Genomic DNA, 26,985 nt, shown 5'->3' with positions numbered 1-26,985 from the left:
CGGTTGGGAATCAGGCGGCCCTGGCGTCGGCGATCGGGAACACCCGTGCGCTGCGGGGCACGACGTGCAGCGTGTCCCCGGCCTTGATGTTCAGCGAGGCGAACGCGTCGGCGGTGAGCTCGACTTCGAGCGGTGTGTTGCCCGCGGTGGCGAGGAGCTCGAGGCGCACGCGCGGGCCCAGGCGCACGACGTGCTCGAGCAGCGCTTGCACGGCATTCGGATGCGAGGCGTCGACGACGTCGATCTCGTGCGGGCGCACGTAGGCCACACCCTCGTCGCTCGCCAGCTCGTTCACGTGGCCGATGAACTGGTAGACGAAGGGCGAGGCGGGCGTGTCATACACCTCGGAAGGCGTGCCCACCTGCTCGATCTTCCCGTGGTTGAAGACGACCACGCGGTCGGCGACCTCGAGCGCTTCTTCCTGGTCGTGCGTGACGAACACGCTTGTGAGGTGGATTTCGTCGTGCAGGCGGCGAAGCCAGCGACGAAGTTCCTTGCGCACCTTGGCGTCGAGCGCGCCGAAGGGTTCGTCGAGCAAGAGCACCTTGGGTTCGATCGCGAGCGCGCGGGCGAGCGCGATGCGCTGGCGTTGGCCGCCGGAGAGCTGGTGCGGGTAGCGGTCCGCGAGCCAGTCGAGCTGCACGAGCTCGAGCAGCGACTTCACCTTGCGGTGGATTTGCGCGTCGGTCGGACGTTCCGCGCGCGGGCGCACGCGCAGGCCGAAGGCTACGTTCTCGAAGATCGTCATGTGCCGGAAGAGCGCGTAGTGCTGGAAGACGAAGCCCACGCCGCGGTCCTGCACGCGCTGGTCGGTGATGTCCTCGCCCTCGAAGTGCACCGAACCGCGGTCGGGGCGCTCGAGCCCGGCGATCACGCGCAGCAACGTGGTCTTGCCGGAGCCCGATGGGCCGAGCAGCGCCACGAGCTCGCCGGGCGCGATGTCGAGCGTCACGTCGTTCAATGCGCTGAAGCTGCCGAAGTTCTTCGAGACGCCGGCGATCGAGATGCTCATCGGGATTCCTTTCGTTGATGCGACTCGACCCACGTCTTGAGGGCCAGCGTGACGAGGGCGAGGAGGGCCAGGAGCGAAGCGCACGCGAAGGCCGCCGCGAACTGGTACTCGTTGTAGAGAATCTCCACATGCAGCGGCAGCGTGTTGGTCATGCCGCGGATGTGACCGGAGACCACCGACACCGCGCCGAACTCGCCCATCGCACGCGCGTTGCAGAGGATCACGCCGTAGAGCAGGCCCCACTTCACGTTGGGCAGCGTCACGCGCCACAGGAGCTGCCAGCCGTTCGCACCCAGCAGCACGGCGGCTTCCTCCTCTTCACGCCCCTGCGCCTGCATGAGGGGGATCAGCTCGCGCGCGACGAACGGGAACGTGACGAAGACGGTCGCGAGCACGATGCCCGGCACCGCGAAGATGATCTTCACGTCGTGTCCCTGCAGCCACGGGCCCAGCCAGCCCTGAAGGCCGAAGATCAGCACGTAGATGAGGCCCGAGACCACGGGTGACACGGAGAAGGGCAGGTCGATCAGCGTGATCAGCGCGCTCTTGCCGCGGAAGTCGAACTTCGCGATGGCCCAGGCCGCAGCGATCCCGAAGACGAGATTGAGCGGCACGGCGATGGCCGCAGCGATGAGCGTGAGGCGGATCGCGGCCCAGGCATCGGGCTCGCTGATGGCCGCGAGGTACACGCCCCAGCCCTTCTTCAGTGCCTCGAAGAAGACCGCGAAGAGCGGGATGAAGAGGAATGCCGTGAGGTAGAGGAGAGCCACGCCCACCAACGCGATCGGAACCCACGGGATCGGGCGCTGCGCGCGGCGAGCGCGCACGGCGGGGGCGGGAGAAGCGAGCACGGCGGCCATGTCAGTTCTTGCGCTCCGCATGGCGCCGCGACCACCACTGCAATCCGTTGATGCCCAGCAGCAGGATGAAGGACGCGACGAGCATCACGACGGCGATCGCGGTCGCGCCCGCGTAGTCGTACTGCTCGAGCTTGGTGATGATCATGAGCGGCGCGATCTCGGAGACCATCGGCATGTTGCCGGCGATGAAGATCACCGAGCCGTACTCGCCGATCGCGCGCGCGAAGGCGAGCGCGAACCCCGTGAGCAGCGCCGGCAGGACGGTGGGCAGGACGACGCGCACGAACGTCTGCAGGCGGCTCGCACCCAGCGACTGCGCGGCCTCCTCGAGCTCGCGCTCCAGGTCCTCGAGCACCGGCTGCACCGTGCGGACGACGAACGGCATTCCGATGAAGGTAAGCGCGACCAGCACGCCCAGCGGCGTGAACGCGACCTTGAGGCCGAAGAGATCCATCAAGGGCTTCCCGAGCCAGCCGTTGGGCGCGTAGATCGCCGTGAGTGCGATGCCCGCAACCGCGGTGGGCAACGCGAACGGGAGGTCCACGAGCGCGTCGATGAAGCGGCGGCCCGGGAATTTGTAGCGCACCAGCACCCAGGCCACGAGCAGGCCGAACACCGCATTGATGAGTGCTGCGATGAACGACGCACCGAAGGTGAGCCGCAGCGACGCCAGCACGCGGGGGTTCGTCACGTGCGTGACGAACTGGTCCCACGTGAGCGTGAACGTCTTGATGAACGCCGCCGAGAGCGGGATCAGGACGATCAGGCTGAGATAGAGCACCGTGAACCCGAGGGCGAGGTTGAACCCCGGGAGCACGCTGTGGCGTCGTTGCAGGAAGGACACGCTACTTCTTCCCCGGCTGGTAGATCTGGTCGAACGTGCCGCCGTCCTGGAAGTGCGTCTTCGAGGCCTTCTGCCAGCCGCCGAACGCATCGCCGATCGTGAAGAGCGTGACCTTCGGGAACTGGCTCGCGTACTTCTGGGCCACCTTTGCGTTGGTCGGGCGGTAGTAGTGCTTCGCCGCGATCTCCTGCCCTTCCTCCGTGTACAGGTACTTGAGGTAGGCCTCGGCCTGCTTGCGCGTGCCGCGCTTGTCGACGACCTTGTCGACGACGGCCACGGGCGGCTCGGCGAGGATCGACAGCGGCGGGACCACGATCTCGAATTTGTCGGGACCGAGCTCCTTGATCGACAGGAACGCCTCGTTCTCCCACGAGATGAAGACGTCGCCGATGCCGCGCTCGACGAAGGTCACCGTCGAGCCGCGCGCGCCCGAATCGAGCACCGGCACGTTCTTGTAGAGCGCGGTGACGAATTCCTTCGCCTTCGCTTCGCTCCCGCCGTTCTTGCGCTTCGCGTATTCCCAGGCGGCGAGGTAGTTCCACTGCGCGCCACCCGAGGTCTTCGGGTTCGGGGTGATCACCGCCACGCCGGGCTTGGTGAGGTCATCCCAGTCCTTGATGCCCTTGGGATTGCCCTTGCGCACGAGGAACACGATCGTCGACGTGTAAGGCGTGCTGTTCTGCGGCAGGCGCTTCTGCCAATCGGCGGGCAGCAGCTTCGCCTTCTCGGAGATGGCGTCGATGTCGTAGGCGAGGGCGAGCGTCACCACGTCGGCCTCGAGGCCGTCGATCACGGAGCGGGCCTGCTTTCCCGAGCCGCCGTGCGATTGCTTCACCGTGACCTTCTCCTTGTTCCTCGCCTCCCATTGGGCGGAGAAGGCCTTGTTGAAGTCGGCGTAGAGCTCGCGCGTCGGGTCGTACGACACGTTGAGGAGGGTGACGTCGGCGTGGGCGATGCCGCCGGCGAGAAATGCGGCGACGAGGAAACTGCGAACAGCGGTCTTGCGGATCATGGTTGCTCCGTGAAGTCGTTGATGAACCGGCGCGGGGCGCCGGCGGAAAGCCGTCAGGCCGAGCGGGCCCGACATCGCTCGGTCACGGCGAGACGAACTTCCGCCTCGTGTTCCATGGCACCAAGCGAGACTTCCCTGAAGACTTCTCCGACGAGCAGGAGCGCGGGCCCTTCAAAGGTGGGCGCCGGGCCGTTGCGCAGTGAATCGAGACGGGTAGCGACGCGCCGCTCATTGGACAGCGACGCGTTTTCAATGAAGACGGCGGGCGTGTCGGGCGAGCGGCCGGCCGCGATGAGGTCGGCGGCGACCTGCGCGGCTTGCGTGGCGGCCATATACATCGCCACGGTGTCCGCGGACGAAGCGACCGCCAGCCATTCGGCGGGCGACTGGCCTTCGCCGGCGCGCGGCGTGACGAACGCGACGTTGCGCGAGAGCCCGCGGCGAGTGAGCGAAAGCTTGAGCGAGGCGCTCGCGGCGAGCGCGGCGGTGATGCCCGGAACCACTTCGGTTTCGATGCCCGCGGCAGCCAGCGCTTCGAGCTCTTCATGCGCACGGCCGAACAGCATCGGGTCGCCGCCCTTGAGGCGCACGACGGTGGCGTGGGTCTTCGCGGCTTCGACCAGCGCGCGGTTCGTGAAGCGTTGCTCGGTGGAAACCTTGCCGTTGCGCTTGCCCACATCCACGAGGCGCGCGCGTTTCGCGAGTGCCAGCGTCTCCGGATGCACGAGCGCGTCGTAGAAAACGATGTCGGCCGCTTCGAGCAGGCGAGCTGCGCGCAGCGTGAGCAGATCGGGAGCGCCCGGGCCGGCGCCGACGAGCCAGACCTTACCCATGCGCCAGCTCCTCGACGAGGCCGGCGGCGACGGTGGCGTTGGTCGCTTCGTCGATCAGGAGGAAGGAGCCGGTCGCGCGAACCTCGGCGTAGCGGTCGAGGGGGAGTGCGCGCGCAGTTTCGACGCGCACGCGACCGATGTCATTCGCACCGAGCGTCGCGGGACCGGCAATGGGCTGCAGCGTCTGGATGTCGAGGCGATCATCGACACCGGCGATGCGTGCCTTCACGACCGCGGTGCCGTGCTTCACGAGATACGCGCGGCGCGTGTCGAGCGGCGTGGGGCTGAGCCAGGCGAGGCGCGCGGCGAAGCGGTCGGTGACGACGGGCGCCTGCTTCGCGTGCGTAAGAAGGTCGCCGCGGGCCACGTCGACCTGCCGGTCGAGGATCAGCGAGACGGAGCGGCCGGCACCCGCGATGTCGAGCGAGCCGTCGAGCGTCACGATCTGCGCGATGCGCGCGGTGACGCCCGAGGGCCAGACGCGGATTTCATCGCCGACCTCGACCGCACCGTTTTCGATGCGGCCGAGGTATCCGCGGCTTTCGTTGCGCGCACCGTAGCGGGAGCGCGAAACAAGCTGCACCGGAAAGCGCCACGGGCCGGTGACGCGGCGCTCGGTCGTGACGGATTCCAGGAATTCGAGAAGGGTGGGGCCTTGGTACCAGCCGAGGTGCTCGCCGCGATCGACGACCATGTCGCCTTCGAGCGCGGACAGCGGAATCGAGGTGACGCCTTCGAAGCCGAGCGACGCGGTGAGGGCGAGGAAATCGTCGCGCACGCGCTCGAACACGCCGCGATCGAAATCGACGAGGTCCATCTTGTTCACGGCCAGCGCCACGTGCGGAATGCGAAGCAGGGCCACCAGCGCGGCGTGGCGCTTGGTCTGCGGCAGGATCCCGGAGCGCGCATCGACGAGGATGATCGCGAGGTCGGCCTGGGAAGCGCCGGTCACCATGTTGCGCGTGTACTGCTCGTGGCCGGGCGTGTCGGCGAGGATGAAGCGCCGGCGCGCGGTGGCGAAGTAGCGGTAGGCGACGTCGATCGTGATGCCCTGCTCGCGTTCGGCGGTGAGGCCGTCGGTCAGCAGCGCGAGATCGACACCGCTCGCGCCACGACGTGCGGTATCGCGCTGCACGGTGGCGAGCTGGTCGGCAAGCAGCGACTTCGAATCGAACAGCAGGCGCCCGATGAGCGTGCTCTTGCCGTCGTCGACCGAACCCGAGGTCGCGACACGCAGCGTGTCCGCCGCAGGAAGACGCGCGAGGGTGGCGGTCATCAGAAGTAGCCTTCCTTCTTGCGCAGCTCCATCGAGGCTTCCGACGTCTGGTCGTCGAGGCGCGTGGCGCCGCGCTCGGTGAGCGTGCTCACGGCCGTCTCGGCGATGATCTGGTCGACCGTTGCGGCATCCGACGCGACCGGGCAGGTGCAGGTGATATCGCCCACGGTGCGGAAGCGCACATTGAGGTTGCGGATCTTCTCGCCGGCGCGGGGCGGCGTGAGCGGCGTGACCGGCACGAGCAGGCCGCGGCGCTCGACCACCTCGCGCTTGTGGGCGAAGTAGATCGACGGGACGGCGAGGTCCTCGCGGCGGATGTATTGCCACACGTCGAGCTCGGTCCAGTTGGAAATCGGGAAGACGCGCAGGTGTTCGCCGGGGGCGACGCGCGCGTTGTACAGGCTCCAGAGCTCGGGACGCTGGTTGCGCGGATCCCACTGCCCGAAGGCGTTGCGGTGCGAGATGACGCGCTCCTTCGCGCGGGCCTTCTCCTCGTCGCGGCGCGCACCCCCGAACAGGGCATCGAGGCCGAGCTCCTGCACCGCATCGAGCAGCGTCACCGACTGGTGGACATTGCGGCTTTCGTCGGGCGTGCGCAGGTGGACGCGGCCGGAACGGATGGAGTCGCCGACGGAGCGAACGATGAGCGTCTCGCCGAGCTCCGCGGCGCGCGCATCGCGGAAGTCGATCACTTCCTTGAAGTTGTGCTCGGTGTCGATGTGCAGCAGCGGGAAGGGGAAGCGATCGGGCCGGAACGCCTTTTCCGCCAGGCGAAGCAGCACGATCGAGTCCTTGCCGCCCGAGAACAGCACGGCCGGATTGCGCACTTCCGCGACGGTCTCGCGCAGGATGTGGATCGCTTCGGACTCGAGCGCGTCGAGATGCGACAGGGCCGTCATGCGATTTCCTTCAGCGGGATCACGTGCAGGCCGCATTCCTTCTTCGCGTCCTCCTGCTCCCACCACCAGCGCCCGGCGCGGGGATGCTCGCCCTGGCGCACGGCGCGCGTGCATGGCTCGCAGCCGATCGACGGATAGCCGCGGTCGTGGAGCTTGTTCCAGGGCACCGAGTTCAGCCGCAGGTATTGCCAGACGTCCTCGTCGGTCCACTCGACGAGCGGGTTGAATTTCCAGAGGCGGCGCGCGGTGTCGGCTTCCGACTCCACCAGCTTCGCGCGGGAATCCGATTGCTCGCGGCGCAGGCCCGTGACCCACGCGCGCTTGCCGGCCAGCGCCCGGTTGAGCGGCTCCACCTTGCGCACCGCGCAGCACGCCTTGCGCTGCTCGATGCCGTCGTAGAAGCCGTCGATGCCGTACTCCTCGATGTACGCATCGATGCTCTCGGGCCACGGACTGTGAATCGTGATGTCGATCGCGTAGTCGTGGCGCACCTTCGCGATGAGGTCGAGGGTTTCCTTCGGCAGCCGCCCGGTGTCTAGCGTGGCGATCTCGATGGCGAGGCCGTCGCGGGCGATCAGGTCGAGCACCACCATGTCCTCGGCGCCGAAGCTCGAGGTGAACACGGCCGGCGAGTGGTTCTTCTCGACGGCGGCGAGCAGGCGTCGTGAACGGACGATGCGGTCTTCGAAGCTCACGCGGCACCTCTCGCAAGCTGGCGGCGCCGGAACAGCGGCAGCGGATTGTCGACGGCGGCCTGGTACGTGTTGCCGAAGTCGCGCAGGTGGCGAGCGGCGTCGCCCGGGTCGAGGCCGGGCTTGAGCGAGAACGCGTCGAAGCCGCAGCGCGACAGGTAGAAGACCTGGTCGAGGCCGATGTCGCCGAAGGCGCGCAGCTCGCCCTTGTAGCCGTTGCGGCGGACCACCACGGCCGTCGAGTAGCCACGGCCGTCGGTGAATTTCGGGAAGCGGATCGCGACGAGCGTCAGGAGGCCGAAGTCATCGGCGAGAAGCTGCGGGTCGTCGTCGGGAGCGAGCCACACGCCGACGCGGCCGTGGCGCGCGCACAGCGAGGCGCGTTGCAGGCGCCATTGCGAGAGCGGCACGGCGACGGGCCCATCGGGCAGGGGTGCCAGCGGATCGATGCCGTCGAGCCCGATGAACGTCCAGGGATCGGCTTCGACATCGCCGCGGCGAAAGACCAGCGTCGGGAGGGTCACGTCAGGCATGGGCCACGGCCTTCTCTTCGGAGTACACGCGCGACTTGAACGGCGCGATGCCGACGCGATGCACCGTGTCGACGAACGGCTCGTCGTCGTGGCGGATCTCGACGTAGGTGTCGATCAGCTTCGAGATGACGTCGGGTACGTCGGCGGCCGCGAACGACGGGCCGATCACGTCGCCCAGCGCGGCCTTGGTGCCCTGCGCGCCGCCGATCGAGATCTGGTACCACTCGGCGCCGTTCTTATCCACGCCGAGGATGCCGATGTGGCCGATGTGGTGGTGGCCGCAGGAATTCATGCAGCCCGAGATGTTGAGGTCGAGCTCGCCGATATCGTGCAGGTAGTCCAGGTCGTCGAAGCGCTCCTGGATCGCCTGCGCGATCGGGATCGACTTCGCGTTGGCGAGCGAGCAGAAGTCGCCGCCGGGGCAGCACACGATGTTGGTGAGCAGGCCCACGTTCGGCGTGGCGAGGCCCTGCGACTTCGCCGCGAGCCACAGCTCGAAGAGGTCGCGCTTCTTCACGTCGGAGAGGATCAGGTTCTGTTCGTGCGACACGCGCAGCTCGCCGAAGCTGTAGCGGTCGGCGAGATCCGCGACCCAGTCCATCTGCTCGGCGGTGGCATCGCCCGGAGGCACGCCGGACTTCTTGAGCGAGAGCGTCACGGCGGCGTAGCCGTCGACCTTGTGCGCGTGCACGTTGCGCTGCGTCCACTGCGAGAACGCGCGGCTGTCGGCGAGTGCCTCGATGTAGCTCGCTTCGACGTTGGGCAGCTTCTCGTAGGCGGGGGCGGTGAAGTGCCCGGCCACGCGCTCGTATTCCTCGTTGGTGATGACCGAGGGCGAATCCTTGGTGAGCGCCCATTCGGTCTCGACCTGTCTCGCGAACTCCTCGGGGCCGATCGCCTTCACGAGGATCTTGATGCGGGCCTTGTACATGTTGTCGCGGCGGCCGAAGCGGTTGTAGACGCGCAGGACCGCTTCGACATAGGTGAGCATGTGGCGCCACGGCAGGAACTCGCGGATCACGTGGCCGATCATCGGCGTGCGGCCCATGCCGCCACCCACGATCACGCGCAGGCCCAGCTCGCCCAGGTTGTTCTTCACGGCATGCAGGCCGATGTCGTGCAGCAGCGTGGCGGCGCGGTCGTCGTCGGCGCCGTTGAGCGCGATCTTGAACTTGCGCGGCAGGTAGGCGAACTCCGGATGGAACGTCGACCACTGGCGCAGGATCTCGGAGAGCGCGCGCGGATCGACGTGCTCGTCGGGCGCGACGCCGGCGAAGTGATCGGTCGTGATGTTGCGCACGCAGTTGCCGCTCGTCTGGATCGCGTGCATCTCGACTTCCGCGAGCTCGGCGAGGATCTCGGGCACCTGCTCGAGCTTGGGCCAGTTGTACTGGATGTTCTGGCGCGTCGTGAAGTGGCCGTACCCGCGGTCGTACACGCGGGCGATGCGAGCCAGCCTCCGAAGCTGGGTCGAGGAGAGGATTCCGTAAGGCACGGCGACCCGGAGCATCGGCGCATGGCGCTGGATGTAGAGCCCGTTCTGCAGGCGCAGCGGTCGGAACTCGTCCTCCGTCAGTTGGCCGGCGAGGAAGCGGCGCGTCTGGTCGCGGAACTGCGCAACCCGGTCGGCGACGATGGCGTGGTCGATGGCGTCATAGCGGTACATGCGCGGATCGTAGCCACACCCTATATGCCTGAAAAATACTTTGTTATGCTATTGATATGCGATATTCGTATATAAAGGTAAGTCCATGAATCTACAGCAATTGAAATACGCCCAAGAGGTCGCCAAGCGCGATCTCAACGTGTCGGCGGCCGCGGCGGCGCTCCACACCTCCCAACCCGGGGTCTCGCGGCAGTTGCGGGAACTGGAGAAGGAACTGGGGGCGGCGATCTTCGTCCGGCAGGGCAAGCGCCTCACCTCGATCACCGATGCGGGCCGCGAAATCCTCGAACGCATCGACCGGATCCTTTCCGAGGTCGGCAACCTCCGGGGGGTGGGCGAGGAGTTCGGCGCGGGCGCCCGGGGCCAGCTTTCGGTCGCGATCACGCACACCCAGGCGCGCTACGCGCTGCCGCCGGTGATCACCGAATTCAAGAAGCGTTTTCCACAGGTGAAGTTGAAGCTCCTGCAGGGCAATCCGAACCAACTCGCCAAGCATGTGCTGGCCGGCGAGGCCGACCTCGCGATCGCCACCGAGGCGCTCACCGACTATCCCGAGCTGGTGACGTTGCCCTGCTATCAATGGCATCACTGTGTCGTCGTGCCCGAGGGCCATCCGCTCGCGGGCCTGAAGCGGCTCACGCTCGAAGCGATCGCCGAGCATCCGATCGTCACGTACGACCCCATGTTCGCGGGCCGCACGTCGGTCGACCGCAGCTTTGCCGCGCGCGGGCTTTCACCCGAGATCGTGCTCACGGCCCTGGATTCCGACGTGATCAAGTCGTACGTGAGCCTGGGCCTGGGCGTGGGGATCATCTCCTCGCGCGCGTTTCGCGAGGGCAAGGACGAAGGACTCGTCGCGCTCGATTGCGGCCACCTGTTCGCGGCGCAGACCACGCGGCTCGCCTACAAGCGAGGTGCTTATCTGCGCAGCTTCACGGTGGAATTCATCCGCATGTTCGTCCCGCGCCTGCGGCGCGAGGATCTCGAGGGGCTCGAGAACCGGGGCGCCGATCCGTTCGAGGGCCTGTAGGTTTCGATCAAGGGAAGGTCTTTTTTAGCTATAACGAGAAATGTCATGGCGTGTCACATTTCCCGAGACGGCGCACGCCGTCATGGAAGCCCGAAATGTGACACGCCATGACATTTCTCGTTATAGCTAAAAAAGACCTTCCCTTGATCGAAACCTTCAGCACTGCGCCCACTGGGCGCTGTAGTTCGCGAGCTCGCGGACGGTGGCGGTGCGATCGGCCTGCGCTCGCGTGCGGTTGCCCATCTCCATCTGCAGGCGGAACTCGAAACGCTTGAAGAACTCCGTGAACATCTCGCCGCCGAATGTGCCGAGCGCGTACAGCTCATCGGCCTTCGCGTCGTGCTCGAGCAGGATCGTGCACAGCGGTTGCGGCGCGGGACCGGAGACGACGCGCGCGCCCGCGGAAGGATCGTAGACGCTGCGGTCCGAGCAACAGGTAATGACGCGTCCCGGCCCTGCGACGGGGCTCGGTGTGTGCCGGTAGCCGATGAAGCTCACTTGCTTGGTGGGATACGTGAGCTTGTGCGCGCAGATCGCCGAATACGCGACCACGGATTTGTCGGGGCCTACGCCGCCGGCCCATTTGTAGTCATCGCCCGATTCGGTCTTGAGCACGACGCCACCGGCCACCGGCTTGTCGAGGCGAATGAGGAACGCGGGAGTGGATGCGAACGGATATTCGAAGACGTAGCCCACGCCCTTCGCGAGCGTATCGACGCGAACGGGCTGGCCGCGTTCGTCGAGGAGCTTCACACGGTTGTAGGTGCGCGCCGAAAGGTCCTTCGCCTGCGAGGTTTCGGGGAGCGTGGCGCCCGCGGCCGAGGCCGCGCAGAGTTTCACGAAGTCGCGTCGTTCCATGCCCGTGAAGATAGCTCATACTGCGGGCCTCGTCTGCCAGCCTTTTCATCCCGACAATGTCCATCCGCACTTCGCTCGTTCCCGCATTCGCCGTTGCCTGCTCCGCCGCCTTCCTCCCCGCCTGTTCGACTTCGCCGACCCAGCCCGCCGCGCCGCCGGCCGCCGCTGTTTCGCAAGACGATGCCAATGCGAGCTTCCGGCGCCACGTCGACGCCGTGCTCGAGGAAATGTGGAAGACGTTCCCCGAGCAGGCGATTCGCGCGGGCAACTACAAGTACGCCGGGAAATTGACGGTGCCCGATGCCGAGCGCCGCGCCGAGGCCATCGCTTTCTATGACCGGCAGCTCGCCGCGCTGGCGCGCATCGATGTCGCCACGCTCGACGCGTCGAACCGCGTCGATCATGGCCTGATGAAGAGCCGCTTCGAATCGCGCCGCTGGTACCTCACGACATTCAGGAACTGGCAGTGGCAGCCGTCCACGTACAACGTCGGCAGCGAGTTCGGCGTGATCCTGAACACCAATTTCGCGCCGCTCGATGCGCGCCTGCGGCTGGTGATCGAACGCCTGGAGAAAGTGCCGGCCTACTACGCCGCCGCCCAGGCGAGCGTGGCCGATCCGACGCTCGAATACACCACGCTCGCCATCGTCCAGAACCGCGGCGCGCTGCGCGGGTTCGGCGAAGACCTCCAGGCGAAGGTGGCGGCCTCGGGACTCACCGCCGACGAGAAGGCGCTGTTCGCGACGCGGGTTGCGGCCGCGCGCGTGGCGATCGGAGATTACCTGTCGTTCCTGGGCGCGCTCGAGGCGAAGCTCAAGGCGGGTCCGGCGCGCAGCTTCCGCATCGGCAAGGCGCTCTACGAGCAGAAGTTCGCCTACGACATCCAGTCCGGATTCACGGTGGACTCGCTGCACAAGCGCGCGCTGGCCGAGAAAGCCGCGCTGCACGACGCGATGGAAGTGAAGGCGCGCGAGCTGTGGCCGCGCGTGATGGGTGGCAAGCCCATGCCGGCCGACCGCCTCGTGATGATCCGCGCGGTGCTCGACCAGCTCTCGCTCAAGCACACGACGCGCGAGAAATTCGTCGAGACCATCCGCGCGCAGATCCCCTCGCTGGAGAAGTTCGTGCGTGAGAAGGATCTCCTCGACCAGGACCCGACGCGGCCGTTGCTCGTGCGCGAGACGCCGCTCTACATGCGCGGCGTGGGCGCCGGCGCTTCGGTGAGCTCTCCCGGGCCTTTCGATCCGAAAGCCAACACCTACTACAACGTGACGCCGCCCGAGGGCCTCACGGACGAGCAGACCGAATCGTTCCTGCGCGAATACAACGACTGGACGCTGCAGATCCTCAACATCCACGAGGCCATTCCCGGCCACTACCTGCAGCTCGTGCACGCCAACAAGTCGCCGAGCGTGGTGAAGAGCCTGTTCGGCAACGGCGCGATGATCGAGGGCTGGGCCGTGTTCAGCGAGAAGGTGATGCTCGACGCGGGCTACGACAACTTCTCGCCCGAGATCTGGCTCTTCTGGATGAAGTGGAACCTGCGCTCGGTCGTGAACACGATCCTCGACATCGAGATCCAGACGATGGGTCTCGAACGCGAAGCAGCGATGACGATGATGACGCGCGAAGCCTTCCAGCAGGATCGCGAGGCGACGGAGAAGTGGCTGCGCGCGACGCTCTCGCAGGTGCAGCTCACCAGCTACTTCAACGGCTATGCGGAGATCACGGCGCTGCGCGACGAGCTGCGTGCGAAGCAGGGCGCGAAGTTCTCGGTGAAGGGGTTCAACAACCGGTTCCTGTCGTACGGCAGCGCGCCGGTGCGGGACATCGCGAAGCTGATGCGGTAGCGATTGTTACTGCGCACCAATGGGGTCTGACCCCATTGGTGGCTACGCGGTCCGCCTCACCCGGAACCAGGCTGCGTAGAGCGCCGGCAGGAAAAGGAGCGTGAGCGCCGTCGCGACGACGAGGCCGCCCATGATCGCGACCGCCATCGGACCGTAGAAGGCGCTGCGCGTGAGCGGAATCATCGCGAGCACCGCGGCCGCGGCCGTGAGCACGATCGGCCGGAAGCGACGCACCGTGGAATCGACGATCGCATCCCACGCCTCCGACCCTTCGCGGATGTCGTGCTCGATCTGGTCCACGAGGATCACGGAGTTGCGCATGATCATCCCGGCGAGCGCGATCGTGCCCAGCATCGCGACGAAGCCGAAGGGCACGTTGAAGGCGAGCAGCGCGATGACCACGCCGATCAGGCCCAATGGCGCCGTGAGCAATACGAGCGCGAGCCGCGAAAAACTCTGGAGCTGCAGCATCAGCGCGGTGACCATCACGAGGATCATCACCGGGGCGACGATGGCGATGGACTTCTGTCCCTTGCCGGCGTCCTCGACCGCGCCGCCCGTGTCGATGCGGTAGCCGAAGGGCAGCTTCGCGCGAATGTCCTCGAGCTTTGCGTTCACCTGCGCGCTCACCACCGGCGCTTGCACGCCGTCCTTGAGGTCGGAGCGCACCGTGATCACCGGCAGGCGGTCGCGGCGCCAGTAGATTCCCTGCTCGAAGCCGTAGGAAAGATCGGCGATCTGCGAGAGCGGCACCGAGCGGCCGCGGCCCACCGGGACCGCGAGGTCCTTGAGCAGACTCACGTACACGCGCTCTTCGCGCGCGCCGCGGGCAAGGACGTCGATCTGCTTGTCGTTCTCGCGGTAGGTCGTGACCGGTTGGCCCGACAGCACCGTGTTGAGGAACACCGCGAGCTCCTGGGTCGAAATGCCGAGCACGCGCGCGCGGTTCTGGTCGATCGTGAGGCGGATCACCTTCGAGGGCTCGTCCCAGTCGAAGTTGACGTCGCGCATCCAGGGGTTGGCGCGCATGACCTCCGCGACCTCATTGGCGATGCGGCGGATCACCGCCTTGTCCTCGCCGATCACGCGGAACTGGACCGGGAAGCCCACGGGCGGGCCGTTCTCGAGCCGGTTCACGCGGCCGCGAACTTCCGGGAAATCTTCCTCGAACGCCTTGATCAGGCGGGCGCGGACGATCTCGCGCGCTTCGTTGTCCTTCGTGTTCACGATGAACTGGCCGAAGTTCGCATTGACGAGCTGCTGGTCGAACGGCAGGTAGAAGCGCGGGCTGCCGCTGCCGACGTAGCTCACGAAGTTGTCGACGTTGTCCTTGATCGCGGGGTCGGTGAGGAAGAGCTTCTCGAGCTTCTTCACCTGGGCTTCGGTCGCGTGGATGGAAGAGCCTTCCTGCAGGCGCAGATCGACGATCAATTCCGGACGGCTTGCGGCGGGGAAGAACTGCTGCTGCACGAAGCGGAAGGCGAAGACGGAGACGAGGAATGCCGCGACGGTCGCGCCGATCACGATCCAGCGGTGCGTCACGCACCAGTCCACGATGCGGCGCACGCGCAGGTAGAAGGGCTTGCGGTAGACCGCGCCTTCGTCGAAGTGCACGCCGGACTTCTTCATGTCGGGCAGGAGCTTGTAGCCGAGGTAGGGCACGAAGAGCACCGACACCACCCAGGAGACGAGGAGGGCGATCGTGGTGACCGCGAAGATCGAAAAGGTGTATTCGCCGGTCGAGGAGCGCGCGAGGCCGATGGGCAGGAAGCCCGCGGCCGTGACGATCGTGCCGGTGAGCATCGGCATGGCGGTCGAGGTGTAGGCGAAGCTCGCCGCCCGCACGCGTTCCCAGCCTTGCTCCATCTTCACGACCATCATCTCCACGGAGATGATCGCGTCGTCGACGAGCAACCCGAGCGCGATGATGAGCGCGCCGAGCGAAATCTTGTGCAGGTCGATGCCCGCCTGGTACATGAACGCGAACGTGACCGCGAGCGTGAGCGGAATCGAGAGCGCGACGATGAGGCCGGTGCGCAGGCCGAGCGACAGGAAGCTCACCACCAGCACGATGGTCACGGCTTCAGCGAGCGTGCGAGTGAACTCCTTGATCGAGCGCGTCACCGTGGCAGGCTGGTCGTTCACGCGGTGCAGGTCCAGGCCCACGGGCAGCTCACCCTCGATGCGCTCGACCTCGGTGTCGAGCGACTTGCCCAGTGCCACGATGTCGCCGCGCGGCACCATCGACACGGCAATGCCGAGCGCCTCGCGGCCCATGTATCTCATGCGCGGCTGCGGCGGGTCGACGAAGCCGCGCGTGACGTTGGCGATGTCGCCCACGCGCAGCAGCCTTCCGTTGGCGCGGATCGCGATCTGCTTCACGCTCTCCACGGAATCGAGCGCGCCGCTCGCGCGGATGTAGATGCGGTCGGTGGGCGTCTCGAAGCTGCCGGTCGCGGTGACGGCGTTCTGCTGCTGGAGGGCCGCGAAAACCACGGCGGGCTCGACGCCGAAGGTGGCGAGCTTCGCGTTGGCGAGCTCGACGTAGATGCGCTCATCCTGCTCGCCCACGAGGTCGACCTTCGCGACATCCTTCACGCGCAGCAGCTCGTTGCGGATGCGGTCCGCGGTTTCCTTGAGCTGGGCGTAGGAGTAGCCGTCGCCGGTGACGGCGTAGATGTTGCCGAAGGTGTCGCCGAACTCGTCGTTGAAGAACGGGCCGATGACGCCTTGCGGGAGTGTCGCGCGAATGTCGCCGACCTTCTTGCGGACCTGGTACCAGGTGTCGCGGATCTCGTCGGGGCGGGCGTTGTCCTTCACGAAGACGAAGATCACCGACTCGCCGGGCTTGGAGTAGCTGCGCAGGAAGTCGAGGCGCGGCGTCTCCTGCAGCTTCTTCTCGATGCGGTCGGTGAGCTGGCGCTCGACTTCGCCCGCGTCGGCGCCCGGCCACATGGTGCGCACGACCATCAGCTTGAACGTGAAATCGGGATCCTCGGCCTGGCCGAGCTTCAGGTACGAGCCCACGCCCACGAGGGCGAGCACCACCATGAAATACAGCACCAGCGTCTGGTGCGACAACGCCCATTCGGAGAGGTTGAAGCGCTTCATGGCGGGCGCGGGCCTAGTTCGCGACGCGCACGACTTGCTCGGGACGCAGCTTGTGCACGCCCGCGATCACGACGCGGTCGCCGGCGGCGAGCCCCTTCGTGATGGTCACGCCGTCCTCGCGGAACTGGCCCACCTTCACGGCGCGAAGCTGCACCTTGCCGCTCTTGGGTTCCACGATCCATACGGCCGGATCGGACTTGTCGCGCGCGAGCGCGCTCAGTGGCAGCAAGACGAGCTCGCTGTCGGCCCCGGCCTTGAACGCGACGTTGGCCGTCATGCCCAGCTGCGCGGCGTCCGGTGGATTGATCGCCGTGACCTTCACCGTGTACGTGCGCGTGACCGGATCGGCGCCGCCCGCGATCTCGCGAACCTTGCCCGGGAAAATCAGGGAAGCGTCCGCCCACAGCTGGACCATGACGTCCTGTCCGGGCTTGAAGCGCGTGACCTGGTTCTCGGGCGCGTTGATCACGATCTCCTTCTCGCCGGAGCGTGCCAGGCGAAGCACGGGTTGCCCCGCCGCGACGACCTGGCCGGGTTCGGCGGATACGGAGATCACGACGCCGTCGGCGTCGGCCACGAGCGTCGTGTAATCGGCCTGGTTCGTGGTGATCGCGGCCTGCGAGCGCGACTGCTCGAGCTTCGCCTTCGCGGCGTTGTAGGCGTTCTGCTTCGCGTCGAAGGACGACTGGCTGATGAACTTGCGATTGAGGAGGTCGGCGTGGCGATCGAGCTCGGCCTTCGCGAGCGCGTGATCGCTCTCGGCGGAAGCGAGCTGCGCGTGCGAGGCGTCGGCGGCGAGCTTCGCATCCACCGGGTCGAGCCGCGCGAGGACCTGGCCGCGCGCGACGCGCGCGCCGGCGTCGACGGGACGCGCGATGATCTTCCCGGCCACGCGGAACGCGAGGTCGGTTTCGTGACGCGCACGTACTTCTCCAGAATACGTGTCGCGCGTCGCGAGCGCACCGGGCGAGACAACCTGCGTGAGTACCGGCCGCACGGGATCGACGGCGGTCTTGCCGTTGCCGCAGCCCGCGAGCGCGGCGGCTGCGAGGACGAACAGGGGAAGGGCGGCTTTCATCGGGATTTGCCTTTCGCGGTCTCGATCGTTCCGGTCCACAGGGCGCGCAGGGCCCGTTCGATCTCGCGTTCGTAATCGCGCTTGAAGAGCTTCAGCTCCGGGCGTTGCAACGCCTTTCCGAAGCGCTCGATGGGATGCAGGAGCTGCCACAGGCCCACGATCAGCCCGTAGCTGTGCTGCAGGAGCGTCACGCCGTCGCCGGCCTTCAACTTCGGGTAGTGGCGCTCGAGGCCCGCGCCCGCCATCACGAGGGCCTGGCCGACGCGCACCTTGAAGGCAATGGCGACCTCGGTGGGAATGTCGCGATCCATCATCCCGAAGCACCGGCTGGTGAGCGGCAGGTAGCCGGGGACGCGGATCAGGTGCTTGAGGGTCACGGCCATGGTCGCGTCGAAGTCGACCTTGCGGCCCGATTCGATGAGGCGCATCAGCTCGCGGAAGAAGACCGCGACGTGGCGCTCGTGGAGTGCGAGCAGCATCTCTTCCTTGCTGGGGAAGTACAGATAGACCGTGCCCTTGGCGAGGCCGGCCGCACCCGCGACTTCGGCCACGCTCGCCATGCGGTCGGGGTGCTGGAGGAACATCGCCTCGACCGCGTCGAGGATCTCTCCGCGGCGCTCGGCCTTGTCCGCCGTGGCGACGGCGCGTTGCTTGACGACCATTGCAAATGACTCCGGGTCAGTTGCCGGCCACGATAACTGACCGCGGGTCAGTGTGTCAAACCACGCGTGTTACGGCCGCTCGCGCGGGAGGATCAGGCAGGTCGTGGTGCCGTGTGCGAGGAGCTTGCCTTCGGCGTCGGTCAGCTTGGCTTCGGAGGTCGCCACGCGGCGGCCGGCGTGCACGATCTCGCCGGTGGCGCGCACGGTCATGCCCGGCGTGATGGACCGGACGTAGTTCACCTTGATCTCGAGCGTGGTGAAGTTCGAATCGGCGTCGAGCGTGGAGAGGATGGAGAGCGCGAGCGCGCTGTCGAGGATCGTCGCGGCGTAGCCGCCGTGGACGGTGCCGATGAGGTTGAGCACATTGGCGCCCGGCATTCCCTCGAACACGATGCGCCCCTTCGAGACTTCCTTCATGCGAAAGCCCACGGTGTCGCCGATCGGGACGTTGCCGTGCTCGCCGGAAAGCACCTTCTGCAGGTATTCGAGGCCGGTGCCGCTGCGCTCGAGCGCCGAGACGGGCGCGCCGCTCACAGCACCCCTTCGAGCAGCTGCACCTCGACCGCCGTTCCCGCTTCCACGTTGCCCACGTGGTCGCCGAGGATGATGAAGCAGTTGGCATCGCTCATCGACTTGAGGATCCCGGAGCCTTGCTCGCCGGTCGGACGCACGGTCCAGCCGCCGTCCGTGCCGCGCGTGAGGATGCCGCGCTGGAATTCGGTGCGGCCCGGCGCTTTCTTGAGTCGCGTCGAACACACGGCGGGGAAGGTCGGCACCGGTTCGATGTTCGTCGCCCCCATCAGCGTGAGCAGTGCATCGCGGACGAATTGATAGAAGGTGACCATGACCGAGACGGGATTGCCCGGCAGCCCGAAGAAGTGCGCGTTGCCGATCTTTCCGTAGGCAAGCGGCCGGCCGGGCTTCATTGCGATCTTCCAGAAGACGACCTCCCCAAGCTTGGCGAGCATCGACTTCACGAAATCGGCTTCGCCCACGGACACGCCGCCGCTCGTGATCACGACATCGGCGCTTGATGCGGCGGTTGCGAACGCGGCCTCGATCAACGCCGGGTCGTCGCGAACGACGCCCATGTCGAGCACTTCACAGCCCAGGCGCGTGAGCATCCCGTGCAGCGTGTAGCGGTTGGAGTCGTAGATCTCGCCTTCGCCGAGCGTCGAGCCCACGGACTTGAGCTCGTCACCCGTGGAGAAGAACGCGACGCGCAGCGGGCGATAGACCGTCACTTCGCCGATGCCGAGCGAGGCGATGAGGCCCAGTTCCGCGGGGCGGATGCGGCGGCCGCGCGTGAGCGCCGCGGAACCGCGCTTGAGATCCTCGCCGGCCTCGCGCACGTTCTGGCCCGTCTTCTGGCCCACCGAAAAGGTGATCGACTTGCCGTCGGCGCGCGCGCGTTCCTGCATGACCACGGTGTCCGCGCCATCGGGCACGACACCGCCCGTCATGATGCGCACGCACTGGCCGGGCAGAAACAGGCCCGCGAACGGCTTGCCCGCGAAGGCGACGCCGATTTCCGTGAGTGTGGTCTCCGCGTCGGCCTTGAGGTCGTCGCCGCGCATGGCCCAACCGTCCATCGCCGAATTGCGATGCGAAGGCACATCGACCGGCGAGATCACGTCCTCGGCGAGCACGCGGCCGAGCGCGGAGCGAATCGGCACGCGGATCGTCGCCTGGAGCGGATCGAGGAAGCGAAAGATGAATTCGCGCGCCTTCGCGACCGGCATCGAGTTCGGGTCGTAGTCGTCGGCGCAGGAAGCCTGGGCGATCGTGAGTGCGGCCATGGTCAGCGGGTGTCCAGCGGAAAGTCTCGGATTCGTTCGATTCTACCGTCGGGCGCGACCGCGAGGAGCGTCACCTCGCGCAACACGTCGTGGAATTCGCCGGCGAGGTCGCGCTCGGCTTCGGCGAACGACACGTCCAGTTGCCGCGGATCGAGGCTGCGCGCGATTGTGATGTGCGGTTCATAGGCAAGATCGGTGCGCAGATGCTGGCGCAGCGACCGCGCATACAGTCGATCGTGCAGCGCCGCGATCGACTGCGCGCCACGTTGCGCCATCAGGAACACGAATTCATTTGCCTGCACGCGCACGGCGCGGAATGTCACGGGAATCGGCGGCCATCCCGCAGCCACTTTGCGCACGTGCGTTTCCAGCTGCAGGGCGGTGAGCGCCGTCGGGAACGGGAACACGAGCGTGAGATGCGCCGCAACGTCGTTCGCCATCGGATCGTGGCGCCGGCGATACGCTTCGATGCGCTCGAGGCCTTCGAAGGCGGGAAACCACGCGACCGCGAAGCGGGGGAGCGGGGGTCGCGGCAGCCGAACGGCCCTGCCCATGACAGGCTACGACCGCGGCTCGAGCTGCGAGAGTTCTTCGCGGGTGTTGATGTTGCGGAACGCGTCGGGCTCGTCGTCGAACGCGACTTCGATGGCGCCCAGGCTCGCGTACCAGCGGTCGATCTTGCGATCCCCCGCAGCGAGGAACTTCTCGAGCGAGGCGTGCACGTCGCGGCGCATGAGGCAGAACACGGGATGCGCCTGGTCGCCGGTCTTCGCCACCGCAATCGGCGCACTGCCACCCTCGAGCGCGCGGCGCAGGCGGCTCACGAGATCGGCGGGCAGGAATGGCGAATCGCAGGGCACGGTGACGACCAGTTGGCCCGACGCGTGCGCGAGCCCGCGCTCGAAGCCCGCGAGCGGCCCCGCGAAGCCGGGAATCTCGTCGGCGATGACGCGGTGCCCGAAGCGCGAATACTCGTCGGGATTGCGGTTCGCGTTCACGAGCACTTCGTCGACCTGGGGCGCGAGACGCTCGATCACGTGCGCCACCATCGGGCGGCCGCGAAAGACCTGCAGGCCCTTGTCGACGCCGCCCATTCGGCTGCCCTGGCCGCCGGCAAGCACGACGCCGGTGACGCTAGTCGCGCTCATGGGCATTGAAGGGCGCCCAGTCGGGACGCTCCTCGGGGAAGGCGTTGCCGCCCGGAGGGCGATCGACCGGCGTGGTGAAGATCGCCAGCGGCATGTGGACCTCCTCGGCCCATTTCCCATGCGACGACTCGAACGCGAGGCGTGTCCCGCATTGCCCGCAGAACTTGCGGTGCGTGCCGCGGGAGGACTCGTAGTCGCGAATGAGGTCCGCGCCCTTCGTGATGCGCACCTGCTCGCGCCTGAAGCCGATCCAGGTGACCACACCCGCGGCATGCGTGCGCCGGCAACTCGCGCAGTAGCAGTGCGCGACGAAGCGCGAGGGGAACTCGGCCACCATCTCCACGCCGCCGCAGTGGCAACGCGCCGTGCCCGACTCAGGCATGGGCGGCCGCCGCGCTCTTCACGAAGCGCTCGGCGCCGGTGAAGAGCAGGTAATGCTTGTTCACCGCGCGTCCGATCATCGTGATGCCGACCTTTTGCGCGATCTCGTGGCCCATCTTCGTGAGGCCCGAGCGAGAGACGAGAAAGGGAATGCCCATCTGCGCGGCCTTGATCACCATCTCGGAAGTGAGCCGGCCTGTCGTATAGAAGATCTTGTCGCCGCCTTCGACGCCTTCGAGCCACATCCATCCGGCGATCGCGTCGACCGCGTTGTGGCGGCCGACATCCTCGACGAACGTGAGGATCTCCGTGCCTTTCGCGAGCGCGCAGCCGTGCACGGCGCCCGCCTGTTTGTAGATCGATTCGTGCAGGCGCACGGCATTGAGGAGGCCGAAAAGCGTTTCCTCTTCGAGGCGGACATCGGTTCGCAGGTTGATCGACTCGATGTCTTCCATGAGGTCGCCGAAGACGGTGCCCTGGCCGCAGCCGGTGGTGGCCGTGCGTTTCTCGGTCTTCTTGTCGAGATCGACAAGACCGTTCTTCGTCGTGACGGCGACCGCGTTCACTTCCCAGTCGACCTGCACCGAGACGATCTCCTCGATCGATTCCACGAGGCGCTGGTTGCGAAGGAAGCCGAGTGCCAGCGCCTCGGGCGCGGCGCCCAGCGTCATCATCGTGAGGATTTCGCGCTTGTCGACGTAGAGCGTGAGCGGATGTTCGCCCGCGATCGGCGTCGGCACGAGCGCGCCGCTCTCATCGCGCGCTTCCACGGTGTACGTGGCCGGGCGCGCGGCGTGGCTGAGGATCGGGCGGTAGGCCACGCTAGCCCCCGATGAACGACATCTCGACCTTGCGCGCTTTCGCGGTGGCCTCGGTGCGGATCTGCGAATAGCGGTCCTCGCGCCGCTGCCACACCGCAGCAATCGCTTCGGAGATGGCGGCGTCCGACGCGCCTCCGCGCAACAACGTCTTCAAGTCGAAACCTTTCTGCGCGAAGAGGCACGTGTAGAGCGCGCCATCCGTGGAAAGACGCGCGCGCGTGCAGGTCGAACAGAACGCCTCGGTCACGGAGGAGATCACACCGACCTCGCCCTGGCCATCCTTATAACGCCAACGCTCGGCGACTTCGCCGCTGTAGTTCGCGTCCACCGGCTCGAGCGGGAACTCCGCGTGGATGCGGCGGATCACTTCGGAGGAGGGGATCACGTCGTCCATGCGCCAGCCGTTGGTCGAACCCACGTCCATGAATTCGATGAAGCGCACCACATGCCCCGTGCCGCGGAAGCGCCGGGCCATGGCGACGATCTCGTGATCGTTCACGCCGCGCTTGACCACCATGTTGACCTTGATGGGGGCCAGGCCCGCCGCGTCCGCGACCTCGATCGCTTCGAGCACGCGCGCGGCAGGAAAATCGACGTCGTTCATCTTGCGGAAGGTGGCCTCATCGAGCGAATCGAGGCTCACGGTCACGCGCTTCAGGCCCGCGGCCTTCAGGGCCGCGGCCTTCGCCTTCAGCGCCGAGCCGTTGGTCGTGAGCGTGAGGTCGACGTCGGGAAATTCCCTGGAGAGCATCGCAACGAGCTTCTCGATGCCGTGCCGGAGCAGCGGCTCGCCGCCCGTGAGGCGGATCTTCTGCATGCCATGGCCCCGGAAGATGCGCGCGAGCCGCACGATCTCCTCGAAGGAAAGGAGTTCCTCCTGCGGAAGGAATTCGTAGTCCGCGTCGAAGACTTCCTTGGGCATGCAGTACACGCAGCGGAAGTTGCAGCGGTCGGTGACCGAGATGCGCAGGTCGTGCAACGGCCGCGCGAGCGTGTCCGCGAGCTTGCCCGGCACGATCGGTGCCAACAGCGGCGGAGCGGGCGAGTGGCGCGCGACCGGAACGAGCGGGATGACGGTCTTCGACATGAGTGGATTATAGTGGCCGCATGCAGGAACGGCCGTCGCAAATGCTTTCAGTGATCCTCGAGAGGGTCACCGTCGAGAGTCGCTGGGAAGACCATCGCTGGACCGTCGCGGGCGTCGTGCCCGACGTGGGTGGTGACGCGCGCGACATCGTGATGCACGAAGGCTTCCTGCAGCGAATGTTTCCCGGCGTGCTGGTCACCTTGTACCGCGACGAAGCCGAGGGTTACTACCTCAACGTCGGAAGCGATGACCCCAGCGTCTTCATCAGCCTTCGCAACGATGAGACTACCGGCGACCCGGTTCCGTTCCTCGCGACGCTTTCGTACAACGAGGCTGCGCGCTGGATGGACAGCGCCGAGCGCGTGGAGCGCGTGAGCGCGTATCCGGAGCTGACCGCCTGGATGGGTGAGTGGGTGGAGGCGAACTACCGGCCTGAACCGAAGGTGAGGCAGCGGCCGAAGTCGTTCAAGGGCAAGGAAGGCCGTTTCCGCAAGCAGGGGCAATCATGAGCGCCGACGACCCCTTCCTCTCGCGTTGGTCCCGCCGCAAGGTCCAGGCGCGGTCCGAGCCCGAAAAAGCCGATCAGCCGCCGCCCCCGGCAGTGCCGGTCGAAGGGGGTGGCGAAACGGCACCCACGTTGCCTCGTGAGCCCCTGCCGCCGGTTGAATCGCTCACCCCGGATTCGGACTTCGCCCCGTTCATGCAGCCCGACGTCGATCCGAAGATGCGGGAATCGGCATTGCGGACCTTATTCAGGGACCCGCGATTCAACGAGATGGATGGCCTCGATATCTATATCGCCGACTACTCGCAGCCCGATCCGCTGCCGCCTTCGTGGCTGGAAAGCCTGCGCCAGGTCGCGCGACTGGGGGACTTCAACAAAGTCCCCGAAAAGCCACCTGAGGAAGCCCTTGAGGGGGATCGTGCCGTTCCCGAAAAACCCCAGGGCGACCAAGGGCTTTCCGAACCTCCTTCAAGCGATGCATCCAATACTCCAGGTGCCGTAATACCGCCACCCGAAGTACGGGAATGACGCCGGATTTATTGGGTGTAAACTCTTCTGCATATCAGGGTCCCCCATGCCATCGCGGGGATACTACTAATAACAGAGGAGATGGCGGTCGCGCCGAAATGGTGCGCAACCTCCGGACGTCTACTTCGCAATGACGTTGCTTGACCAGGACGCATCCGTCGAAGGGTTCTCGCTCGAGAGCCGTGGGTGGACTGTCCGCGCCGAAGACTGCGAGCCCAAGTCGGCGGCCCTTGCCTCTCTCGTCAACCTTGCCCCGCCCGATGCCATTGCCAGCGTTGGCTACGTGTCGCACGGAAATGTGTTCATCGTTGCCGGAAGCGATTCGGCGCGCGCGCGCTCCTGCGCCGAGCGGCTGGCCGGCGACCTCCACGTGACGCTGCTTGCGGCCAGTCCCGACAAAGGCCGAGCGGCGACCGCCTATGCGGCCTGGACCGGACGAGTGACCGCGCTTCGCGGGTATCTGGGCGAGTTCTTCGCGACCATTTCCGACCTGAAGGCCGATGGCCTGCCCGCGAAACCGGCGTCCGACGCGAAGTTCGACCTCATCCTCGACTTCTCGCCCGTGCCGCTCTTCGCGATGGCGCAGCCTCCGCAGGGATACTTCCGCGCACCGGCCGACGACGCGTCGCTCGACACGATGCTCGAGGACTTGCGCAGTGCCGTCGGCGAGTTCGAGAAGCCGCGCTACTTCGCGTACCGCGAAAGCATTTGCGCGCACAGCCGATCGGGCATCGTGGGCTGCAATGCCTGCATCGAGGTTTGTTCCACGCAGGCGATTGCCGGGGATGGCGACCACGTCAAGGTGGATCCGCACCTGTGCATGGGCTGCGGCGCGTGCTCGACCGTGTGTCCGTCCGGCGCGATGAGCTTCCAGTTCCCGCGCGTGGCCGACCGCGGCGCACAACTCAAGCAACTGCTTTCGGCGTATCGCCATGCCGGCGGAAAAGATGCCTGCATACTTTTCCACAACGGGACGGACGGCCGTGAGCTCCTGGCCGCGTCCGCGGCCTCCGGTCGCGGAATTCCGGCCCGCGTGTTGCCGCTGGAGGCCTGGCACGTGGCCTCCATCGGGCTCGACCTGCTGCTTCCTGCGATTGCGTTCGGCGCGAGCCAGGTCGCCGTGCTTTGCGCGGGCTCCGAGACGCGCGAGTACCGCGACGCGCTTCGTGCGCAGATGGCCATTGGCGAAACCATCCTTTCTGCATTGGGCTACTCGGGAACGCATTTCATCCTCGTCGAGGCCGCCGATGGCGCAGCCGCAAGCGCGGCGTTCGAGGCCGTTACGCCAGCCCCCTCGCTTCCCGTACCCGCCGCCTTCATGTTGTCGAACGACAAGCGCACCGCGATCGAGTTCGCGGTCGAGCACCTGGCGAAGCACGCGCCCAGCCCGCGCGACGAGATCGCACTCGCGGCAGGCGCTCCCTATGGCGAGGTGGTCGTCGATCGCGCGAAGTGCACGATGTGCATGGCGTGCGCCGGGGCCTGTCCCGAGTCGGCGCTCATGGATGGCGTCGATGTGCCCATGCTCAAGTTCCTCGAGCGCAATTGCGTGCAATGCGGCCTGTGCGAAAAGACCTGCCCCGAGGACGCCATTACCCTCAAGCCGCGCCTTCTCCTCACGCCCGCCGTCCGCGAAACACGCGTTCTCAACGAGACGCAGCCCTTTCACTGCGTGAGTTGCAACAAGCCTTTCGGCACCAAGCAGATGGTCGATGCGATGCTCGGACGCCTTGCCGGACACTCGATGTTCGCCGGGGGCGAAGCGCTGCGGCGCTTGCAGATGTGCGCCGACTGTCGCGTGGTGGACATGATGTCCAACAAGAATGAAGCCTCGGTGCTGAAGCTCTAGCCATGGAAGCCGTCGCCAGCCCCGTCCGGATCAACCGCCCCCTCGCTCCCGAGGACCAGGGCCGGGCGGATTTCTACGCGCTCTTCTCGCGCCTGATGCATGCCGCGCCCGACGCGCGCCTGCTGGGGGCGATCTCGATCGCGAGCGAGATCCCGCCCGAAGGCGATCCGGCTTTGGCCAAGGCCTGGGGCGAGTTCGTGTCGGCCTCGTCGGTGATGGACGCCGACGCTGCCGACGACGAGTACCAGGCGCTCTTCGTGGGCGTGGGAGCCTCGCAGGTATCGATCTACTCGGGTTTCTACACGGGTGCGACGGCGGTGGATCATCCCCGCATCCGGCTGCGGGCCGACCTCGCGGACCTCTTTCTCGCCAAGCCAGACCACATTGCCGAGCCCGACGATCACTACGCCGTGCTCTTCGACGCGATGCGCGTCCTGATCGCCGGCGGAGCGGGGCGGTCCAGCGCGACGTTGGCCGAGCAGAAGCATTTTTTCCAGGCCCACCTCGAGCCGGGCGTGGTGAAGTTTTTCCGCGCGCTGGGCGCGGCGGACGGTGCAAACTATTACCGCAGGGTCGCCGCGCTCGGGCTTGCGTTCATGGCCATCGAATCAGAGTCGTTCCGTTTGGGTTGAGTCGCTCCACGAAGCGAAA

General features: G+C 66.6%; 27 protein-coding genes. 6 read left to right on the top strand and 21 right to left on the bottom strand.

Annotated features, from left to right (window positions below):
- Positions 1–10 precede the first annotated feature (10 nt).
- From DSM104440_RS12270 to DSM104440_RS12225, 10 genes are read right to left on the bottom strand one after another with little or no spacing between them, the layout of a single operon-like run.
- Positions 11–1,012: a sulfate/molybdate ABC transporter ATP-binding protein gene (locus DSM104440_RS12270; protein ID WP_171163021.1), complete on the bottom strand. Its 1,002-nt coding sequence runs from the start codon at positions 1,010–1,012 to the stop codon at positions 11–13.
- A complete protein-coding gene (gene cysW / locus DSM104440_RS12265; RefSeq protein WP_171163019.1) occupies positions 1,009–1,872 on the bottom strand; it encodes a sulfate ABC transporter permease subunit CysW in 864 nt (287 codons plus the stop codon). Before cysW ends, DSM104440_RS12270 begins: the two co-directional genes overlap by 4 nt.
- A 1-nt stretch (position 1,873) precedes the next feature.
- On the bottom strand, positions 1,874–2,707 hold the full coding sequence (cysT, locus tag DSM104440_RS12260) for a sulfate ABC transporter permease subunit CysT (RefSeq protein ID WP_246212156.1): 834 nt from the start codon (positions 2,705–2,707) through the stop codon (positions 1,874–1,876).
- A gap of 10 nt (positions 2,708–2,717) precedes the next feature.
- Positions 2,718–3,728 (bottom strand): sulfate ABC transporter substrate-binding protein, encoded by a 1,011-nt coding sequence (locus tag DSM104440_RS12255; protein ID WP_171163014.1) that lies wholly within the window; start codon positions 3,726–3,728, stop codon positions 2,718–2,720.
- Between the two features lie 53 nt (positions 3,729–3,781).
- On the bottom strand, positions 3,782–4,561 hold the full coding sequence (cobA, locus tag DSM104440_RS12250) for a uroporphyrinogen-III C-methyltransferase (protein ID WP_171163012.1): 780 nt from the start codon (positions 4,559–4,561) through the stop codon (positions 3,782–3,784).
- Complete coding sequence (locus tag DSM104440_RS12245; RefSeq protein ID WP_171163010.1) at positions 4,554–5,837, bottom strand: sulfate adenylyltransferase subunit 1; 1,284 nt, start codon at positions 5,835–5,837, stop codon at positions 4,554–4,556. Before DSM104440_RS12245 ends, cobA begins: the two co-directional genes overlap by 8 nt.
- The gene (cysD, locus tag DSM104440_RS12240; RefSeq protein WP_246211983.1) at positions 5,837–6,736 is read right to left on the bottom strand and encodes a sulfate adenylyltransferase subunit CysD; all 900 of its coding nucleotides are present in this window, start codon (positions 6,734–6,736) and stop codon (positions 5,837–5,839) included. Before cysD ends, DSM104440_RS12245 begins: the two co-directional genes overlap by 1 nt.
- Positions 6,733–7,431: a phosphoadenylyl-sulfate reductase gene (locus tag DSM104440_RS12235; RefSeq protein ID WP_171163006.1), complete on the bottom strand. Its 699-nt coding sequence runs from the start codon at positions 7,429–7,431 to the stop codon at positions 6,733–6,735. Before DSM104440_RS12235 ends, cysD begins: the two co-directional genes overlap by 4 nt.
- Positions 7,428–7,961 carry a DUF934 domain-containing protein gene (locus tag DSM104440_RS12230; RefSeq protein WP_171163004.1) on the bottom strand — a complete coding sequence of 178 codons (534 nt, stop codon included), beginning with the start codon at positions 7,959–7,961 and terminating at the stop codon, positions 7,428–7,430. Before DSM104440_RS12230 ends, DSM104440_RS12235 begins: the two co-directional genes overlap by 4 nt.
- A complete protein-coding gene (locus tag DSM104440_RS12225) occupies positions 7,954–9,627 on the bottom strand; it encodes a nitrite/sulfite reductase (RefSeq protein ID WP_171163001.1) in 1,674 nt (557 codons plus the stop codon). The genes DSM104440_RS12230 and DSM104440_RS12225 overlap by 8 nt, the downstream gene beginning before the upstream one ends.
- 100 nt (positions 9,628–9,727) lie before the next feature.
- Between DSM104440_RS12225 and DSM104440_RS12220 the strand changes: the two genes are divergently transcribed.
- The gene (locus DSM104440_RS12220; protein WP_425509637.1) at positions 9,728–10,657 is read left to right on the top strand and encodes a CysB family HTH-type transcriptional regulator; all 930 of its coding nucleotides are present in this window, start codon (positions 9,728–9,730) and stop codon (positions 10,655–10,657) included.
- Between the two features lie 156 nt (positions 10,658–10,813).
- Here DSM104440_RS12220 and DSM104440_RS12215 read toward each other — a convergent pair whose 3' ends face one another.
- Complete coding sequence (locus DSM104440_RS12215; RefSeq protein ID WP_171162996.1) at positions 10,814–11,515, bottom strand: twin-arginine translocation signal domain-containing protein; 702 nt, start codon at positions 11,513–11,515, stop codon at positions 10,814–10,816.
- Between the two features lie 56 nt (positions 11,516–11,571).
- On the opposite strand from DSM104440_RS12215, the gene DSM104440_RS12210 reads away from it, so the two are divergent.
- Positions 11,572–13,365, top strand: a complete 1,794-nt coding sequence (locus DSM104440_RS12210) for a DUF885 domain-containing protein (RefSeq protein ID WP_171162995.1) — start codon at positions 11,572–11,574, stop codon at positions 13,363–13,365.
- Positions 13,366–13,407: 42 nt separating this feature from the next.
- On the opposite strand, the gene DSM104440_RS12205 is transcribed toward DSM104440_RS12210, so the two are convergent.
- The 10 genes from DSM104440_RS12205 to moaA form a co-directional block, all read right to left on the bottom strand.
- Complete coding sequence (locus tag DSM104440_RS12205) at positions 13,408–16,476, bottom strand: efflux RND transporter permease subunit (protein WP_171162993.1); 3,069 nt, start codon at positions 16,474–16,476, stop codon at positions 13,408–13,410.
- 13 nt (positions 16,477–16,489) lie between these two features.
- Complete coding sequence (locus DSM104440_RS12200) at positions 16,490–17,554, bottom strand: efflux RND transporter periplasmic adaptor subunit (RefSeq protein ID WP_171162991.1); 1,065 nt, start codon at positions 17,552–17,554, stop codon at positions 16,490–16,492.
- Complete coding sequence (locus DSM104440_RS12195; RefSeq protein ID WP_171162989.1) at positions 17,551–18,216, bottom strand: TetR/AcrR family transcriptional regulator; 666 nt, start codon at positions 18,214–18,216, stop codon at positions 17,551–17,553. The genes DSM104440_RS12200 and DSM104440_RS12195 overlap by 4 nt, the downstream gene beginning before the upstream one ends.
- Positions 18,217–18,285: 69 nt before the next feature.
- Positions 18,286–18,750 (bottom strand): PaaI family thioesterase, encoded by a 465-nt coding sequence (locus tag DSM104440_RS12190; RefSeq protein WP_171162987.1) that lies wholly within the window; start codon positions 18,748–18,750, stop codon positions 18,286–18,288.
- Positions 18,747–20,015: a molybdopterin molybdotransferase MoeA gene (moeA, locus tag DSM104440_RS12185; protein ID WP_171162985.1), complete on the bottom strand. Its 1,269-nt coding sequence runs from the start codon at positions 20,013–20,015 to the stop codon at positions 18,747–18,749. Before moeA ends, DSM104440_RS12190 begins: the two co-directional genes overlap by 4 nt.
- A gap of 2 nt (positions 20,016–20,017) precedes the next feature.
- On the bottom strand, positions 20,018–20,569 hold the full coding sequence (locus DSM104440_RS12180; RefSeq protein WP_171162983.1) for a 2'-5' RNA ligase family protein: 552 nt from the start codon (positions 20,567–20,569) through the stop codon (positions 20,018–20,020).
- A 6-nt stretch (positions 20,570–20,575) separates the two neighbouring features.
- Positions 20,576–21,163, bottom strand: coding sequence for a molybdenum cofactor guanylyltransferase MobA (gene mobA / locus DSM104440_RS12175; protein ID WP_171162981.1), 588 nt, complete (start codon positions 21,161–21,163; stop codon positions 20,576–20,578).
- Positions 21,150–21,545 (bottom strand): GFA family protein, encoded by a 396-nt coding sequence (locus tag DSM104440_RS12170; RefSeq protein ID WP_171162980.1) that lies wholly within the window; start codon positions 21,543–21,545, stop codon positions 21,150–21,152. The genes mobA and DSM104440_RS12170 overlap by 14 nt, the downstream gene beginning before the upstream one ends.
- Positions 21,538–22,365: a formate dehydrogenase accessory sulfurtransferase FdhD gene (locus tag DSM104440_RS12165; RefSeq protein ID WP_171162978.1), complete on the bottom strand. Its 828-nt coding sequence runs from the start codon at positions 22,363–22,365 to the stop codon at positions 21,538–21,540. The genes DSM104440_RS12170 and DSM104440_RS12165 overlap by 8 nt, the downstream gene beginning before the upstream one ends.
- Before the next feature lies 1 nt (position 22,366).
- The gene (moaA, locus tag DSM104440_RS12160) at positions 22,367–23,452 is read right to left on the bottom strand and encodes a GTP 3',8-cyclase MoaA (protein WP_171162975.1); all 1,086 of its coding nucleotides are present in this window, start codon (positions 23,450–23,452) and stop codon (positions 22,367–22,369) included.
- 41 nt (positions 23,453–23,493) lie between these two features.
- Between moaA and DSM104440_RS12155 the strand changes: the two genes are divergently transcribed.
- The 4 genes from DSM104440_RS12155 (at position 23,494) to DSM104440_RS12140 (ending at position 26,966) form a co-directional block, all read left to right on the top strand.
- Positions 23,494–23,961 (top strand): DUF3305 domain-containing protein, encoded by a 468-nt coding sequence (locus tag DSM104440_RS12155; RefSeq protein ID WP_171162973.1) that lies wholly within the window; start codon positions 23,494–23,496, stop codon positions 23,959–23,961.
- Positions 23,958–24,485: a DUF3306 domain-containing protein gene (locus DSM104440_RS12150; RefSeq protein WP_171162971.1), complete on the top strand. Its 528-nt coding sequence runs from the start codon at positions 23,958–23,960 to the stop codon at positions 24,483–24,485. Before DSM104440_RS12155 ends, DSM104440_RS12150 begins: the two co-directional genes overlap by 4 nt.
- 130 nt (positions 24,486–24,615) lie before the next feature.
- On the top strand, positions 24,616–26,334 hold the full coding sequence (locus tag DSM104440_RS12145; protein ID WP_171162969.1) for a 4Fe-4S binding protein: 1,719 nt from the start codon (positions 24,616–24,618) through the stop codon (positions 26,332–26,334).
- 2 nt (positions 26,335–26,336) lie between these two features.
- Complete coding sequence (locus tag DSM104440_RS12140; protein WP_171162967.1) at positions 26,337–26,966, top strand: TorD/DmsD family molecular chaperone; 630 nt, start codon at positions 26,337–26,339, stop codon at positions 26,964–26,966.
- Positions 26,967–26,985 lie beyond the last annotated feature (19 nt).

Source organism: Usitatibacter palustris, assembly GCF_013003985.1.
In the GTDB taxonomy this organism is placed as follows: Bacteria; Pseudomonadota; Gammaproteobacteria; order Burkholderiales; family Usitatibacteraceae; genus Usitatibacter; species Usitatibacter palustris.
Note: the sequence above shows the minus strand (reverse complement) of the source record. Positions and strands in the feature narration are given on the sequence as shown.